Genomic DNA, 15,387 nt, shown 5'->3' with positions numbered 1-15,387 from the left:
GCATCGATAGAAGAGCTGGAGACGCTGGGCAGCAAGCGGCGCCGACGGTTCGACGAACAAGGATCCAGGACCGATGAACGCTTCCACCACGGCGCCCGACGCCGCAGCCGCCGAGCCCGCGCCGCTGCACGGCGGCACGCTCGCGCTGCTCACCGTCGGCCTCGCGCTCGGCACGTTCATGGAGGTGCTCGACACCTCGATCGCGAACGTTGCGGTACCCACCATCTCCGGCAACTTGGGCGTTGCCAACAGCGAAGGCACGTGGGTGATCTCGTCGTATTCGGTGGCGTCCGCGATTGCGGTGCCGCTCACCGGCTGGCTCGCGCGCCGCGTGGGCGAAGTGCGGCTCTTCACGCTTTCCGTCGTGCTGTTCACGTTCGCGTCGGCGGCTTGCGGCTTTGCGTCGAACTTCGAGACGCTGATCTTTTTCCGTCTCGTGCAGGGTCTCGTCTCCGGGCCGATGGTGCCGCTTTCGCAGACCATCCTGATCCGTACGTATCCCCTGGAAAAGCGCGGCCTTGCATTGGGCCTGTGGGCGATGACGGTCATCGTCGCGCCGATCTTCGGCCCCGTGATGGGCGGCTGGATCACCGACAACTACACGTGGCCGTGGATCTTCTACATCAACGTGCCAATCGGCCTTTTCTCGGGCGCCTGCGCGTACCTGCTGCTGCGCGGACGCGAGACGAAAACCACGAAACAGCGCATCGACGCGGTCGGTCTTGCGCTGCTCGTGATCGGCGTGTCGTGCCTGCAGATGATGCTCGATCTCGGCAAGGACCGCGACTGGTTCAACTCGAAGTTCATCGTCACGCTCGCCATCGTCGCCACGGTGTCGATTGCCTTCATGCTGGTCTGGGAGGCCACGGAAAAGGAACCCGTCGTCGACCTATCGCTGTTCCGCGACCGCAACTTCGCGCTGGGCGCGCTGATCATCTCGTTCGGCTTCATGGCGTTCTTCGGCTCGGTGGTGATCTTTCCGCTCTGGTTGCAGACAGTGATGGGCTACACGGCCGGCATCGCGGGTCTCGCAACGGCCCCGGTCGGACTGCTTGCGCTCGTGCTCTCGCCGCTCATCGGGCGCAACATGCACAAACTCGACCTGAGGATGGTCGCAAGTTTCGCATTCCTTATTTTTGCGTTCGTCTCGATCTGGAATTCGACCTTCACGCTCGACGTGCCCTTCAGTCACGTGATCCAGCCGCGTCTCGTGCAGGGGATTGGCGTCGCGTGCTTCTTCGTGCCGATGACGACCATCACGCTATCGAGCATCTCCGACGAACGGCTCGCGAGTGCCTCGGGACTGTCGAATTTTCTACGCACGCTCTCGGGCGCGATCGGGACCGCGGTGAGCACGACGTTCTGGGAAGACGACGCGATCTACCACCACGCGGTGCTCTCGGAGTCGGTGAGCCAGTATTCGCAGAACACCAATTCATATAGCGACACGCTGACGAGCCTCGGCTTCGCGGGCCAGAGCGTGACCGCGCAATTGAACGAAATCGTCACGCAGCAAGGCTACATGATGGCGACCAACGACTTCTTCCGCATCTCGTGCGTGATGTTTCTCGTACTGGCGGTGCTGGTCTGGATCACGAAACCGAAGAAAGGCGGCGGACCGTCGATGGGGCATTGACGGTTCCGCGCGGGGCCGGCGAAGTTGGCGCCGGTGAACCGAAGTCAGGGGGACGTGGAGGGTTGTGCGCCGCCCGTCGTTGCCGCTTCGTCGGCGTCGTCGCCGGGAACGGTCGTCTCGACACCCGTGCGCACGAATTGCTTGAATGCCGCGCCGGCTTCCCACGGGTTGGGCTTGCAGCCGAGCGAACTGTCACAGTGCGCCGCGAAGCCGATCGTCGCGGTGCCGTCGGGGTTGGCCGTCTTCGTGATCTCGTACGCAAGCAGCCGCCTGCCGCCGCCCGGGCCCGACGTCTGGATCAGCGTGTCGGTCACAGTCTGAACTTCGTACTTCGAATGGGTGCGCACCCAGTCCTGCGCACGTTGCCACCACAGATCGCACTGTGTCTTGTCCGGGCACGTGAGCGGTGCGGTCGCGATCTGCATGACGTCCGGGTTCACCTGGCCGCGCGTGGAGCAGGCCGCTGCCGTTACGCAGAGCAGCATCAGCAGGATTCGTTTCATGGTATGGAGTCCTCCCTTCAGGCGCCGCGCGCGGCGCCTTGCGTGGCTGCCGGCACGACGATCATGGGTATAAGTATTGGACCGCGCAGGCGCGCGTTCGTTTCGAGCAAGCGACATGCCCGCCATGTCCGTCAATCAGCGCTCAGACACTGTAGCGATTGAGCGTATAGGCGCGATAGGCCGCGACGAAGGCATCGAACGAGCCGACTTCCTCGCGTTCGAGCTTTGCCTGCTCGTCGAGCGATGCGCGTGCGAGCCCTTCGAAATGCGCAGTCGTTCCGGCATCGAGCGGGCGCGAGAGAAAGTAGTCGGCGTGGTGGCGGCTTTGCGCGAGCGCGAACTGCAGGAAGGTCTGCTTTTCGTCGCGCAGCGTTTGCAGCACACGGGCCGAGGGCGTGAGCGAGGCATCGGCCAGTTTCGCGCGCTGTGCCGCTACGGCGCGCGCGTGTTCGTCGCCGCCGCGCAGCGCGTCGAGTGCGGCGGCGGTGCGCTCGATGCGCGCGAAGAGTTCCTCGGCCCACTCCTGAAAGGGCACGTCCTTGCCGTCGCGCTTGAGCGAGAGGCCCGGGCGCCGACCTTCTTTCGTGACCAGACCGAAGTTTTCGTTGGCTTCGGTGCCGGCTGCCGCGGGCAGGAGCGGGCTTTCGTCGAGCGCGCAGGCGAGCAGATAGGCGTCGAGAAAGCGCGTCGTCTCGAGCGCGATGCCGGTGGGCTCGAACGGATCGATGTCCATGCAGCGCACCTCGACGTACTGCACGCCGCGCGCAGAGAGCGCATGCAGCGGGCGCTCGCCGGGATACGTCACGCGCTTGGGCCGGATCGTCGAGTAGAACTCGTTCTCGATCTGCAGCACGTTCGTGTTGATCTGCACCCACTCGCCGTCGCGGTGCGTGCCGATCGCCTCATACGGCGGATAGGGTTGGCTCACCGCGTCGGCCAGCGCCTCGAGATAGCCGGGGAGGGTGTCGTAGTCGGCATGCAGCGCGGACTGGCCCGCCGTATTCGAGTAGCCGAGGTCGCTCATGCGCAGGCTCGTCGCGTACGGCAGGTAGAGTGTTTCGTTGTCCAGTGTTTCGAGCCTGTGCGGCTGGCCACGCAGAAATCGCGCGTCGAGCGAAGGCGAGGCGCCGAACAGGTACATCAGCAGCCAGCTCGTGCGGCGGAAGTTGCGGATCAGCGCGAGGTAGCGTTCCGACTGATAGTCGACGGGCGTGGACGACGACCGCTCATGCGCATGCAGCGCCTGCCAGACGTCTTCGCTGAGCGAATAGTTGTAGTGAATGCCGGCGATGCATTGCATCGTGCGGCCGTAGCGCAGCGCGAGGCCGAGGCGGTAGACGTGCTTGAGGCGCCCGATGTTCGAGGCGCCGTATTCGGCGATCGGAATGCCCTCGTCGGCGGCGGGTAGCAGGCCCGGCATCGATTCGTTCCAGAGGACTTCGCCATCGCGCGCGAGCACGGCGTAGACGTAGCGATGCAGTTCGTCGAGGCGTGCGAGCGTGATGGACGGATCGTGCTCCGCGGGCGTGATGATCTCGAGCAGCGCCTCGGAATAGTCGGTCGTGAGCGACGGATGCGTGAGCGCCGAACCGAGCGCGGCCGGATGCGGCGTCATCGCGAGCTGCCCGTCGCGCGTCACCCGCAGGCTTTCTTTTTCGATGCCGCGCAGACCGCGCGCGAGCGCGTCGCGGTGCGGCCCGGCACTCAGCACGGAAAGGCGCTGTGCGAGAACGTCGTGCGTGCTTGTAGAGGTCGTGTCTGGCATTGAGGCAGGTCGGGGCGCAAGCCGGCGGCGTCATGTTCCCCTGCGCGCGCCAGCCTGAATATTTTCGTTAGCGGGCACTTTAACATCTCGCCGTAAGACCTGCTTGCGGTCGATTCGGCCCGCTCCGCAGGGTGAATCCGGCGGCCGCAGCGTGCCGTTGGCACCCCGCTGGTACCTCGTTCGCATCCCGTGACCCGGCCGCGCCTGGCCGGTTTCGTCATACCGCTGGCGGCTCAACCGCCGCGTGCGGCGCCTGCGCGATCGGCGATTTCGTTCCACAGATGCATGGCCGCATACGCGCGCCACGGACGCCATGCGTCGCTGCGCGCACGCTGCTGGGTGGCGCGCACGAGCGCGGGGTCGCGCGCGGCGATGGCCTGCATCAGCACGAGGTCGGTGGCGGGCCAGGCATTCGCGTCGCGCCATGCGCGCATTGCGACGTATTCGACGGTCCAGGGGCCGATGCCGGGCAGGGCGAGGAGGGCTTCGCGCATTGCGTCGAGGTCGGGAGAGGTGTCTGCGGCTGTGCCTTGCGGTGGGTTCGTTTTCTCCGGGCCTCGTTCGATCACCACCGCGCCGCTCGCCACGGCCGCGGCGAAGCCCTGCAGCGCCGCGACGCGCTTGCCCGGCATGCCGATGCCCGCGAGGTCGGCGGCGGCGAGGTCGGCGGGCGCCGGAAAGCGCCACGCGGTGCCGGTATGCGGATGACCGTCGATAGGCTTGCCGACGCGCTGCACGAGGCGTCCGACGATCGTCGTGGCAGCCTTCACGCTGACCTGCTGGCCGACGATCGCGCGCACCACGAGCTCGAAGCCCGACCACGCACCCGGCACGCGCAGGCCGGGCGCGGCGCCGACGAGCGGCGCGAGCCACGGATCCGCGGCGAAGTGCGCAGCGATGGCAGCGGGGTCGGCTTGTACGTCGAACATGCGCGCGAGCGGCGCGGCGAGTGCGGCCGCATGCGCGCTCGCCGGACCTTCGACCTCGACGACGAGACAGCGCCGCCGCGGATGGCGGCGCACCGCGAGCGTGCCGCTTGCGCCGAGGAAGTCGATGGCGCGGCGCCACGTGCCGTCCTCGACGCTTTCGACGCCCGGCGTTGCGCGCCCGGAGAAAAAGCGCAGCAGGCGCGGCCAGTCGTAGGGGGCCCGGAACGGCAATTCGAGCGTGGCGCTGGCCTCGACCCTAGCCTGCTCCCGTGCGCCGATTCGCGGTTTGGCGTTGCTCAAGCCGCGGTCTCCGGCGCGTTTATGCGGGCAGGGCGCCGGCCATCGCGCGTTCGGGCCGCGGTCGTTTCACCGGTCGACGGCCCGGCGCCGTGTTCCGCGCGGCCCTTCGCTTCGGCGTCGATCAACGCGGCCTTGCGGGCCAGCCCCCAGCGATAGCCCGCGAGCGAGCCGCCTTTTTGCACGACGCGATGGCACGGAATCGCGAGCGCCACGGGATTCGACGCGCAAGCGCTTGCCACCGCCCGCACCGCGCGCGGCGCACCGAGGCTTTCGGCGATCTGCGTATAGCTGCGCGTCTCGCCGTACGGAATGCGCTGGAGCGCTTCCCATACGCGCTGCTGGAACGCCGTTGGCGCGACGTCGAGCGGCAGGTCGAAGCGGTCGCGGCGGCCGTGCAGGTAGGCATCGATCTGCGCGATGAACGGCGCGACGGCTGCGGTGTCTTCGATGCGGTCGGCATTCGCGAAGTCGGCAGCGAGGCCGACGGCGAGCGTGGCCGCATCGTCGCCGAACGCGATCCGGCAGATACCGCGGCCCGTGGCGGCGACGAGCACGATGCCGAGCGGCGTTGGCGCGCTTGCGTAGCGGATCGTCAGGCCCGCGCCTTTGCGGCGATATGCCGACGGCGCCATGCCGAGCTCGGCCGGTACGCTCTCGTAAAGCCGCGAGGACGAGCCGAAGCCCGCATCGGCACTCGCACGCGTGACGCCCGCGCCTTGGGTAAGGGCCTCTCGCAGGGCCGCGCCCCGGCGAGCCGCCTGGTATTGGCGCGGCGAAACGCCAAGCACGCGCTTGAAGAGGCGTTGCAGGTGAAACGGGCTCAGGTGCACCGCGTCGCCCAGCTCGGCGAGCGTCAGGCGCGCCTGCGGATCGGCGTCGAGCGCGGCGCACGCGCGCCGCACGATCTCCAGCTCGCGCGGCAGCCCGCCCGGACGGCAGCGCTTGCATTCGCGCAGGCCGGCGGCGCGGGCGGCGTCGGCACTGTCGAAGAAGAGGACGTTTTCGCGGCGCGGCAGCCGCGACGCGCACGAGGGCCGGCAGAACACGCCGGTCGTCCGGACGCCGTAGAAGAACGCGCCGTCGGCACTCGCATCGTGCGTGGCGACGGCTTCCCAGCGTGCGGCGTCGGTGGCGAAGGAGGATGCCGGGGCATGAAGCGGGGACGAAGCGGCGGTCATGGCTTGACTCCAGGAATGAACAGTTTCGACGGTTCCCACTGTAGCCGCAGGGCGCTGCCGCGGCGCGCCGGATCTTGCTCTGTCATTCCGGCGCCCGCCCGGTCTGCCGCGCCACGATTTGAAGCCCGCTTTGCTCCTCACGCTTTGCCCCTCATTTTGGCCTCGGGGAGCTGTGCCCGGCATTGATGCGACAAAATGGCATCATTGCGGGTTTTCCCTTAAAAAGTTGTTGCGTCGCGTCAGGCGGCTGTGTATAGTGGTTCCTGTCTCCTCCATGTCTCCTCCTGATATGGATTAAGCCCGCTCACAGTAGCGGGCTTTTTTTCGTCCAGCGATTTTCCATCGCCATTCTTTCTCGATTTTCCGCCTCTTTTCGCACCCGCGCTGCTCGCGGCACGCACACCGACCTGCTTGTGTACGATGCAGTCGGAACCGCCATCATCATCGCCGTCGTCCGGTCGGGAGGGGCGCATCATGCAGATCCAGATCCGCGAAATCGATCACGTCGTTATCCGCGCCGCGGATCTTGCGGCGCTTACGCGTTTCTATTGCGATGCACTGGGCTGCCGGGTGGAGCGCGAACAGCGCGAGCTGGGGCTCGTGCAGTTGCGCGCCGGGCGCTCGCTGATCGATCTGGCGGCAATTGGCGGCCCGCTCGATCGCGAGTCCGGCAGAGGCGATCCGGCGGGCCGGAACATGGATCATCTGTGCCTGCGCGTCGAGCCGTTCGACGGCGACGCGCTCAAGGCCCATCTGGAATCGTTCGGCGCGCGGCCGGGTGACGTGGTGGAGCGCTACGGCGCGGAAGGTCTGGGGCCTTCGCTTTATCTGTTCGATCCCGAAGGCAACATGGTGGAGTTGAAAGGGCCGCCGGCTTCCCCCTGAACCTCGGGCCGGACGAGCTTCGTTTCAGACTTTCTCGGGCGCCTTGAGCACGGCCCACTCCACGGCTACGGGCTCGCTGCTGCCGTTGCCGATCCACGCGGTGCCGTCCTGCACCGTGCACTGCAGGCGCATGGTGCGCTCGGTGAGCTTGCCGAGTGCCTCGGCCACGCCTTCCGCGAGCGTCCAGACGGTCACATTGCGCAAGCGCTCGACCTTGCCGCGCACGCCTTGCCACCAGATGTCCGAGCCGCGGCCGCCGTAGGCGATCACGATGACCTCTTCGGCGCGCCCGCTGGCTTTCGCGATGCGCCGTTCGTCCGGCTGACCGACTTCGATCCACGTTTCGATCGCGCCCGTATAGTCCTTGCGCCAGAGATCCGGTTCGTCGGTATCGGAGAGTCCCTTGCAGAACTCCAGACGCTCATGTGCGAACAGCACGAAGGCGGCGAGGCGGACCATCATCCGCTCGTCGGTTTCGGACGGGTGGCAGGCGATCGTCAGCGCATGGTCGGCGTAATAGTGCCGGTCCATGTCCGCAATCTGCAGTTCCGCCTTGAAGATGGTCGATTTGAGTGCCATGCCGATTCCCGGGCTGCGCAAAAGCCGCACATGATAGCGAAGTTTCAGCGAGCAAGTGGCATGCCGAACGCGCGCGGGCGTACCGTGCTCAGGCGGATAATGGGTCGGGAAGGTGACGGCGGTTTGACAGCGGGGGGGAGTGGCCTTCGCCCGCTTCGTTCGCAGGCCTGAAAATGCTGTAGCCCGGCGAGCATGCGCCAAGCCCATCAGGGTGCGTCGCGCAGGACGCGCGTGGTTACTGCCTGATGAAGCGATCGCTGGTCCAGAGGCCTTGCTGGTCGGTATTGGCGGCGTTCACGAATTCGACGTCGTGACCGACCACGCGCACGATGCGGAACGACTGGTTATCGGGTGTCGAGATGCACTGGAAGCCGGAGAAATATTCCTGCATCTGCTGCTGCTCGCCTGCCTGCTCGTGCTGAGCGACAGCGTCGAGGTTGTCCTTCGACAGGCAGCCGTACGAGCCCGGCTTGAACTGCACGGTTTGCTGCGGCTTGACGGTGGCGTCCTGAGCGAGTGCGGATGCGGTGCACAACAAACCTGCCGTGGCGATAGCTACCGCGGATAGCATTTTCATGTTCTGCCTCCTGCGTGAAATTACTCAGGTTAGCTATGTATTTAACTTCCACCTCGAACACGCGTTTTTCAATCTAGAAGAACGCGATGAGACTTCAAGAACAACTCGTGTGCGACTGCAACAGCGGCGGATTGCCGCAGACGGCGAGCGACACGCCCCAGTGGGGAAGTTGGCCGGTTTGGCGGCGCTTGCCGCGGGAATAGCGAGCAATCCGAAACGTTCGATCAGGCTGCCGACCCTGTCTGGCAAGGCACACTACATTCAGGTGAATTAATCGACCGGGAAATCGCCGACGAATTAAACCGTTTAATACAACGCCGCGAGCCAATGACGCGGCGCACATAAGGTCGCAATCGATCCGATTGCAAAATGGGCGATTAATCCGTCGACCGCAAAACAAAATCGATGCCAGCTCACGGCATTAGCGCCGCGCTGCCCGAGAGACGATTGCCACCGGGATCGCTTGCGCGCTGCGGCACTTCATGGATAAATCGGAGCTCCTTCTGGAGAACCCCCATGACTCTCGCACACTGGCTGCCGTTCGCGATCGCCTCGGCCATCCTTGTCGCCATTCCCGGACCTACCGTCCTGCTGGTCGTCTCCTACGCGCTAGGGCACGGCCGACGCTATGCGCTCGCGACCACGGCCGGCGTCGCGCTGGGCGACTTCACGGCGATGACGGCCTCGATGCTCGGGCTCGGCGTGATCCTCGCGGCCTCCGCGGCACTCTTTTCGATGCTCAAGTGGATCGGCGCGGCCTACCTGATCTATCTGGGCATCAAGCTCTGGCGCGCGCCCGTGATGGACGCCGATGCCCCCGACACGTCCGAAACGCGCACCGGCCGCATCGTCGCGCACGCCTACGCGGTCACGGCGCTGAACCCGAAGAGCATCATCTTCTTCGTGGCGTTCGTGCCGCAGTTCATCGATCCCCATACGGCGGCACTGCCCCAGATCGTCGTCTTCGAGGCGACGTTTCTCGCGCTCGCGACGCTCAACGTATTTGGCTATGCCATGCTGGCCGCCGCCGCGCGCAAGGCGGTGCGCAACCCGCGCGTACAGCGCGCCGTCAATCGCACGGGCGGGTCATTGCTGATTGGCGCCGGACTGTTCGCCGCGGCGTGGAAAAAAGCCGCCGCCTGAGGTTCGGAATACCGGCAAGCGGCGCCAGGTACGGCAGGCACACGTTCTGCGGCTCCCATCGTTAAAGCGGATGCGCGGGTCGCAATGCAAGTGAGTGCTCGCAAACAGTGCAAGCTGTCGCGTAACGGCTACAATAGAATCGCAACCGCTTGACAACCAGGAGGTTATCGTGATCGAACACGTAATACTGGGTGCGTTTCTGGTGATCCCCCTTGTGATCGTCGTCTTTCTGTTTTCGGACGAGATTCTTGAGGAGCACAGGCAACGCGTGGAAGCGGGAGCAACGCATATCGACTGGCGCCATCCGCTGCGCAGCATCCTTCATCACTGAAGGATGCCGTCCGGGCACGACGCACCCCGGAGACACGATGACGCGTTGAACCGAGGAGGCACTCGTGGAAGCCGAGTTCCCCTGGATGACGTACTTCGTCTCGCTCTTCGTGCTGGTGGTGCTGTCGATCGCCTTGAGTCTGCTTTCGCCGTCTCGCGGCCGCCGGTACGGTCCGGATGCGTCGGATGAGGGCGCCGGGCAGCACCGCGGCAGCGAGCGAGCGCCCTGAATGGGCGCGGAGCGCGCCCGCGTCGTCCCCTTAGCCTTCTCTCATCTGATACCGCCCTTAGCCTGTCTGCTCGACGGGCGTGACGCGCAACGTGAGCTTGCGCGTGAGCCTGATAACGTCGATCTCCACTTCCCGATCGATACGCGTGGCGTCGAACAGGCGTTGCAGCGCGTCGATGCCATCCACCGGTACGCCGTCGATGGCGACGATCGTGTCGTCCACGCGTAATCCGCCGAGCGCGGCGGGGCTATCTTTCGCCACTTCCATCACCCGCACCGCGCTCGCGGCGGCCAGATCGAAGTAGCGCTGCACCTTGCGCGCGAGTGGGACGTTGGTCCCCGCGATGCCCACATAAGCGCGCCGTACCCGGCCGTGGGCGAAGAGTTGCGTAATGACCCATTTGGCCGTGTCGATGGCCGTCGCGAAGCAGATGGCCTGGGCGCCCGGAATGATCGCCGTGTTCACGCCGATCACCTGTCCGGCCGAGTTGACGAGCGGGCCGCCCGAGTTCCCCGGGTTGAGTGCGGCGTCGGTCTGGATCACGTCGTAGATCATGCGGCCCGAGTCCGAGCGCAGCGAACGCCCGAGGGCCGACACCACGCCGGTTGTCACCGTTTGCGCAAGACCGAGCGGACTGCCGACTGCAATCGCAATCTGCCCGACCCGCAGTTTTGCCGACTCGCCGAGGGCGGCGTGCGGCAGCGCCTCGGCCGCGCCGATGCGCAGCACGGCGAGATCGGTGCTCGGATCGTCGCCGACGAGGTCCGCCGCGTAGGTGGCGCCGTCGGCGAGCGTCACGCGCAGGCGGCTCGCGCCGTGGACCACGTGGCTGTTGGTCAGCAGATAGCCGTCCGGCGTGAAGAGAAAACCCGAGCCGCTGCCGCCTCGTACGTTGGCGTTGCCTGCTGCGCGGCGCTCGACGGCGATAAAGGCGACGGCGGGCTGCACGCGCTCGAGCGCACCGATCACCGTGCGCGAATAGGCATCGAGGAGGACATCGTCGTTAGGGTCTGCGCGCGGAGCAGGATCGTCGGCGGCGACGCGAGACAGATCGTCGATAAAGGAAGGACGGCGCCCCATGGTCAGATTTCTCCGATGGAAAGTGCGCAGTACATGCAGGGGGCATAGGGCATTTTCAAGAGGCTGGGGAGCGTGCCGCAGCGGTGCTTCCACGCGCGTTTATGCTGAGGAAAAAGGGGGGATTTTGCGATGCCGGCCGGGAGTGGCGCGCCGGAAAGGTTAACAATTGTCAAAATCGCACTCGTCCCGTTGAAGGCCGCTACGCGAGCCATGAGAATGAGACGGCGGCGACGTCCCCTCGCGCCGCGTAGTAGTGGCAAGCTCTTTGGCCGCGGCGTCGCCGCGGCTTTTTTTGTCTGCGCGTTATGCGCCGGATGCCCGCGGCGCCTTAGGCTTCAGTGCTTTGATGCGGGTGTCGGTCAGCGGGACGACGGTTTTCGGCATGCTGGTACACAGAGGCCTGGATGCCGATAGACAGGGTTAGGCAACGCCAGGCGATGAAACCCTGCAGGGATGGGGCGTTGAGGGATCTGGCCAGATGACCTTGGGTGACGGCTTCGATACAGAACCTCTTGATTGGCCGCTGAGGCTTGCTGCGTCTAGCTCGTAGAGAACTCGGGAAATTTTGTGTACCGAAGTGTGTACCAAAAAGCTTGGCTGACTGGAGTTATCCACATCGCAATACTGCGGTGTATCAGCGCTGGGTCCGGCATCGGACTTACAGTTTGACCTGCTCGAATCGTCCTTTGCCGGAGAAACTGTAGGGGACCTTGAACGCAGCGCCGCCCTGCATCCCTTCTGACTGTTCGATGATCCTCGGCCACCAGCGCACAATGTTGTGGGATATATCCCAAAAAGTGCGCTTCGACCAACTCTTGTCCAAAAAGAAAACGATTAGTCCAGCCCGGCTCAGTACTTCACGTTCCAATCCCTTGTTCAGCCTGTCGTGAGTAATCACCGACCAGCCGCCCTCTGTCGATAGCACCTTGATCCAGGCCTCGTCCTTGGTGTCCTGTTCGAATTTCTCCCGTAAATGCACCACGAAGTGCCCGCGGGACTCGCTCAATGCGTGGAGGGCCCTTGCTAGGGCGGGAGGAAGATTGTTGTCGACGAAGAACTTCACGCAGCCAGACTTTCTTCGAAGGCGATCGCCGCATCGACTGCGGCAACGGGCACTTCGTAGAGCCTTGCGACGAAGTTCCTGTCGCCCTCCGCGTTGAACGCCTCGGACAGAACTGATGTCCTGACAGAACCGTGGGTGACAATGGGTTTGCCGAAGGCGATGGCCGGGTCTAGCACAATCGCCTTGCTACGCGGAGACGGGTACCAGCGGGCGGCCAATCGGTCAGCGCCGAACTCGATACCGGTACGCAGCGACGGCTCAATGATCTTCCGGAACGCATACTGTTGTTTCACCAGATCCAGCAGTTCGGTTTCCCCGGTTTTCTCAATGGCCGATGCAAAAATCGTTCGGCCATCAGTGCGGAATTGCTGTGAGGTGAACGGGTAGTCCGTCTTGAAAAGCTCGCGGGCATGCTGACTCGCCACACGAATCGTCTGCAGGCTGACGCCGTGCTCGCGAAAAGCATGCACGAACTGGACTTCAAGGAGATCGTGAAAGCTGATGCCGTCGAGCTCATCGGCGGCGAGTGCCGTTTCCCAGAGTGGGTCAACGGAGACCTGCTCGTGCTTCTTGTCCCGGTAGGAATATCCATCCAGCCAGCGGCGTAGATCCCGGACCGGGATTTTCGTCAGCAGAGCCGCCTCAGGGAAGGTGTATAGGCCGATGCCAGTAAGCTGCATAACCCCTCCCTCCAGAAAATTGACGCGCCGGGAAACCCCCGGTACTCGAAAGACGCCCGATTCTACCTAAATCTGGTGCCGGCCTTGGGCGACGCGTTGTCGTCAGCGATGCGGTGCTAACCTGGAACGTAGCTTAGGTGAACCGTGACGCTGGCACTAACCGACGGAGTCGCGACGACACCTGTCACTCCGGGCGTCATTGACCGCACCCGATTCCTCGTTATTCATTCCCACTCGGCGACACCTTGATGACGCGAGCACGTGCCAGAGTGGTGCTGGCTGAAACTGTATGTTCCGTCACCACACCTCGCGGTGGCACCGGCCGGTACGTGGCCGTTTCGGGAGTGTGCGGGCGAATGAACGACATGTCCGTCGTGGTTCACGTAGTGCCCGTGCTCCTGCAGTTGGGACTCGTCGGGGGAGGTCGGCTGGTAAGCGTGGGCGGTGCTGGCCAGCGCCAACAGGGCTACGAGACTGCCGCGTCGAAGCGCGCCCAATACACGCGCAGCAGCACGGCCCTCGCTCAGGTTGATCCCCGTCATCCCTGTCCTCAAATTAGTTCTGTGGTGCCGGTCAACCCGTTCCAAGTCGATCCCGGCCTCTCGGGCGTCATGCTACACCGAGGTGTGGGCTTGCGCTGATCAGCTCGTCGGGACTGTTCAGCCTCTATGGGATCGTTGCATTGCAATGATTGCTCGTTCCGTTGCCGTCATGATGTTCTCTGCAAAATGCTCGGGAAGACCGAGTACCAGTTGAAGATGATGGTTTCCACCGACGGGGTTTTGTTCGATCACGCTCGAAATGAACTCGGGAATTTTGTTAGCTTGCTCAATGAAGTCGGCGGCGGCACCACTCAGCAACCTATGCACCTCAGCGAAAGGGTCGCTGACGCGGGAAAAGCGCACCGTTTCCTCCCAGGCAAGTGCGCTCGCACACATTTCAGCGACCAGTCTACATACAGCAACAATTTCTACATCTGAGCCGGCAATGCCTGGTTCACCCCATGCTCGGGTAAATTCCGTGTTTGCCAATGTGGTGAACGCCGCGGCGAGTTGCTCAAGCTCCTGCATTCGTTCGGACAGCCACAAGGGGAATTCGGAGGATTCGATCCGCGTTGTGGGCCTAATGTACAAACCGCGTTTGAGCGCAGACCATCTCTGCAATACCGGCGACATCTCAAATCGCAGCATCTCTACGGTCAAGCGATATTCCCAGAAAGAGCCCTTCTCAAGGATGATTCGTTCGGCGAGATAGCTCAAGCGCCCGAACTCCTCCAGATGCCGCTGTTCATAGCGGTGCCGAATTTCAGCGGCCGCTTTCCCGACCTGCTCGGCGATACGATTTTCATGTGCTCGTTGCCACTCAAACATCAGGCCGGCGGGGTACCTAAGAGGATCGTCGTCGATTAACTTGTGGCAGTTGCCACACAGCCAGATCGCGTTAGTAATGGCGCTCCGTTCGGCCGAAGTCATCTCCGGGTCGTATCGCGCGGAACCCGGATTCGCTCCATATATATGAGCGGCCTCTCCGACGTTGACGGCGTCGTTCGGGTCTTCCGCAGGGCCACTTGTCGTCGCACCGCAGTCGGGATTGGAGCATTGGTTTGCGGCACGCTTCGCGAGCGTGACGATCAGGCTTGATTTGAACCTATCTTCGACTCCCATCTTCAATCTCTCTCGTGAAAACCTGCCGATTCAATGGTCTACGCAAAGTCTCGCAATTCTTCAATTCTGCCCCGGTACGCACGTCATTCGGGAAGATAGTACTCGATGGCTTGGTTGGGATCGTCGGTCCAGCAACTACTGAGATTGCGCTCGACAGCGCGCGCATACGCTTTCTCGCCCAGCCACTTGCGCGTCTTCTCAAGGTTTTTGGGCCGCACGTGTTCTTTTTTCTTTGTATTGTCGTGCCAGCCGCAAAACCACACCTTTTTCGAGTCCTCGACGTCTCGCCGGTAGGGCGCCAAGTCGCGTGGCGTGGCCTTGCGGAAAGCTACCCCTTTCATCGCTTCATTCAGGTGGGTAAGGAAGGCGCTCGGCGTGAATCGCTCGGTTGAACCACGAAGACCGAGAATGTCGAGAAGCTTGTAATAAACGTCCGATTCGAATTTGTTCGATGTCTCTAGCGTTCGCGGATTCACATTCAACTCAAAATAGAAATTCTCGCCAAGCGCACCAAACGCGACAACATACGGATCAACATCGACGAAAACGAAAACGTCAAAGTGGCCGTTGTGTAGCCGAAGCCGAAAGTGCGCACGATCCACGTCTGCGGCAGTCATTCGGGGGAGGAGTTCCGCGAGCGAAGTTAGCTTGAATTGCGCCATTGTTGCTTTTGCCTTTCGGTGGTTACTGACTGGTTGCCTGTACTACGGCAACAAGTTGAGGGATCTGGAGTGCACGGTACTGGAGCGGGTCATACAAATACGCGTGAAGGTCTGCGTTCTTCCAGACAGTGCAACGGGACGACAGTCGAATCGGCGCTGGAGCGCGTCCGGCCAGACAGAGCT

At 63.6% G+C, this 15,387-nt stretch carries 18 protein-coding genes; 6 read left to right on the top strand and 12 right to left on the bottom strand.

What is annotated here, in order from left to right; all coding sequences use genetic code 11:
- Window positions 1–73 precede the first annotated feature (73 nt).
- Window positions 74–1,636 carry a DHA2 family efflux MFS transporter permease subunit gene (locus V8683_RS01440; protein ID WP_411187912.1) on the top strand — a complete coding sequence of 521 codons (1,563 nt, stop codon included), beginning with the start codon at window positions 74–76 and terminating at the stop codon, window positions 1,634–1,636.
- Between the two features lie 44 nt (window positions 1,637–1,680).
- On the opposite strand, the gene V8683_RS01435 is transcribed toward V8683_RS01440, so the two are convergent.
- From V8683_RS01435 to ada, 4 genes are all read right to left on the bottom strand, one after another.
- Complete coding sequence (locus V8683_RS01435; RefSeq protein WP_411187910.1) at window positions 1,681–2,139, bottom strand: hypothetical protein; 459 nt, start codon at window positions 2,137–2,139, stop codon at window positions 1,681–1,683.
- Window positions 2,140–2,281: 142 nt separating this feature from the next.
- On the bottom strand, window positions 2,282–3,904 hold the full coding sequence (gene gshA / locus V8683_RS01430) for a glutamate--cysteine ligase (RefSeq protein WP_411187908.1): 1,623 nt from the start codon (window positions 3,902–3,904) through the stop codon (window positions 2,282–2,284).
- Between the two features lie 233 nt (window positions 3,905–4,137).
- Window positions 4,138–5,133: a DNA-3-methyladenine glycosylase family protein gene (locus V8683_RS01425; protein ID WP_411187906.1), complete on the bottom strand. Its 996-nt coding sequence runs from the start codon at window positions 5,131–5,133 to the stop codon at window positions 4,138–4,140.
- Window positions 5,130–6,311, bottom strand: coding sequence for a bifunctional DNA-binding transcriptional regulator/O6-methylguanine-DNA methyltransferase Ada (gene ada, locus V8683_RS01420; protein WP_411187904.1), 1,182 nt, complete (start codon window positions 6,309–6,311; stop codon window positions 5,130–5,132). The genes V8683_RS01425 and ada overlap by 4 nt, the downstream gene beginning before the upstream one ends.
- A 474-nt stretch (window positions 6,312–6,785) precedes the next feature.
- Here ada and V8683_RS01415 point away from each other — a divergent pair, with 474 nt between their 5' ends.
- A complete protein-coding gene (locus tag V8683_RS01415; RefSeq protein WP_411187902.1) occupies window positions 6,786–7,196 on the top strand; it encodes a VOC family protein in 411 nt (136 codons plus the stop codon).
- A 24-nt stretch (window positions 7,197–7,220) separates the two neighbouring features.
- On the opposite strand, the gene V8683_RS01410 is transcribed toward V8683_RS01415, so the two are convergent.
- Window positions 7,221–7,775 carry a YaeQ family protein gene (locus V8683_RS01410; RefSeq protein WP_411187900.1) on the bottom strand — a complete coding sequence of 185 codons (555 nt, stop codon included), beginning with the start codon at window positions 7,773–7,775 and terminating at the stop codon, window positions 7,221–7,223.
- 235 nt (window positions 7,776–8,010) lie between these two features.
- Complete coding sequence (sap1, locus tag V8683_RS01405) at window positions 8,011–8,352, bottom strand: surface attachment protein Sap1 (RefSeq protein ID WP_411187898.1); 342 nt, start codon at window positions 8,350–8,352, stop codon at window positions 8,011–8,013.
- Here sap1 and V8683_RS01400 point away from each other — a divergent pair.
- From V8683_RS01400 to V8683_RS01385, 4 genes are all read left to right on the top strand, one after another.
- Entirely contained in the window at window positions 8,351–8,626 is a 276-nt protein-coding gene (locus tag V8683_RS01400) for a hypothetical protein (protein ID WP_411187896.1), read from the top strand. The genes sap1 and V8683_RS01400 overlap by 2 nt on opposite strands.
- Window positions 8,627–8,868: 242 nt before the next feature.
- Window positions 8,869–9,495, top strand: a complete 627-nt coding sequence (locus V8683_RS01395) for a LysE family translocator (protein ID WP_411187894.1) — start codon at window positions 8,869–8,871, stop codon at window positions 9,493–9,495.
- A 169-nt stretch (window positions 9,496–9,664) separates the two neighbouring features.
- Complete coding sequence (locus V8683_RS01390; protein ID WP_027793128.1) at window positions 9,665–9,826, top strand: hypothetical protein; 162 nt, start codon at window positions 9,665–9,667, stop codon at window positions 9,824–9,826.
- A 64-nt stretch (window positions 9,827–9,890) separates the two neighbouring features.
- Entirely contained in the window at window positions 9,891–10,055 is a 165-nt protein-coding gene (locus tag V8683_RS01385) for an Ac45/VOA1 transmembrane domain-containing protein (protein ID WP_411187892.1), read from the top strand.
- A gap of 57 nt (window positions 10,056–10,112) precedes the next feature.
- Here the strand turns inward: V8683_RS01385 and V8683_RS01380 are convergent, their stop codons facing one another.
- The 6 genes from V8683_RS01380 to V8683_RS01355 form a co-directional block, all read right to left on the bottom strand.
- On the bottom strand, window positions 10,113–11,135 hold the full coding sequence (locus V8683_RS01380) for a S1C family serine protease (RefSeq protein WP_411187890.1): 1,023 nt from the start codon (window positions 11,133–11,135) through the stop codon (window positions 10,113–10,115).
- Window positions 11,136–11,793: 658 nt separating this feature from the next.
- Window positions 11,794–12,198: a PIN-like domain-containing protein gene (locus tag V8683_RS01375; RefSeq protein ID WP_411187888.1), complete on the bottom strand. Its 405-nt coding sequence runs from the start codon at window positions 12,196–12,198 to the stop codon at window positions 11,794–11,796.
- Complete coding sequence (locus V8683_RS01370; RefSeq protein WP_411187886.1) at window positions 12,195–12,878, bottom strand: DUF433 domain-containing protein; 684 nt, start codon at window positions 12,876–12,878, stop codon at window positions 12,195–12,197. Before V8683_RS01370 ends, V8683_RS01375 begins: the two co-directional genes overlap by 4 nt.
- Window positions 12,879–13,102: 224 nt before the next feature.
- Window positions 13,103–13,420: a DUF3761 domain-containing protein gene (locus V8683_RS01365; RefSeq protein ID WP_411187884.1), complete on the bottom strand. Its 318-nt coding sequence runs from the start codon at window positions 13,418–13,420 to the stop codon at window positions 13,103–13,105.
- A 117-nt stretch (window positions 13,421–13,537) separates the two neighbouring features.
- Entirely contained in the window at window positions 13,538–14,542 is a 1,005-nt protein-coding gene (locus V8683_RS01360) for an HNH endonuclease (protein ID WP_411187882.1), read from the bottom strand.
- An 83-nt stretch (window positions 14,543–14,625) separates the two neighbouring features.
- Entirely contained in the window at window positions 14,626–15,204 is a 579-nt protein-coding gene (locus V8683_RS01355) for a DUF6037 family protein (RefSeq protein ID WP_411187880.1), read from the bottom strand.
- Between the last annotated feature and the right edge of the window lie 183 nt (window positions 15,205–15,387).

This window comes from Paraburkholderia sp. AV2, from assembly GCF_054968425.1.
Note: the sequence above shows the minus strand (reverse complement) of the source record. Positions and strands in the feature narration are given on the sequence as shown.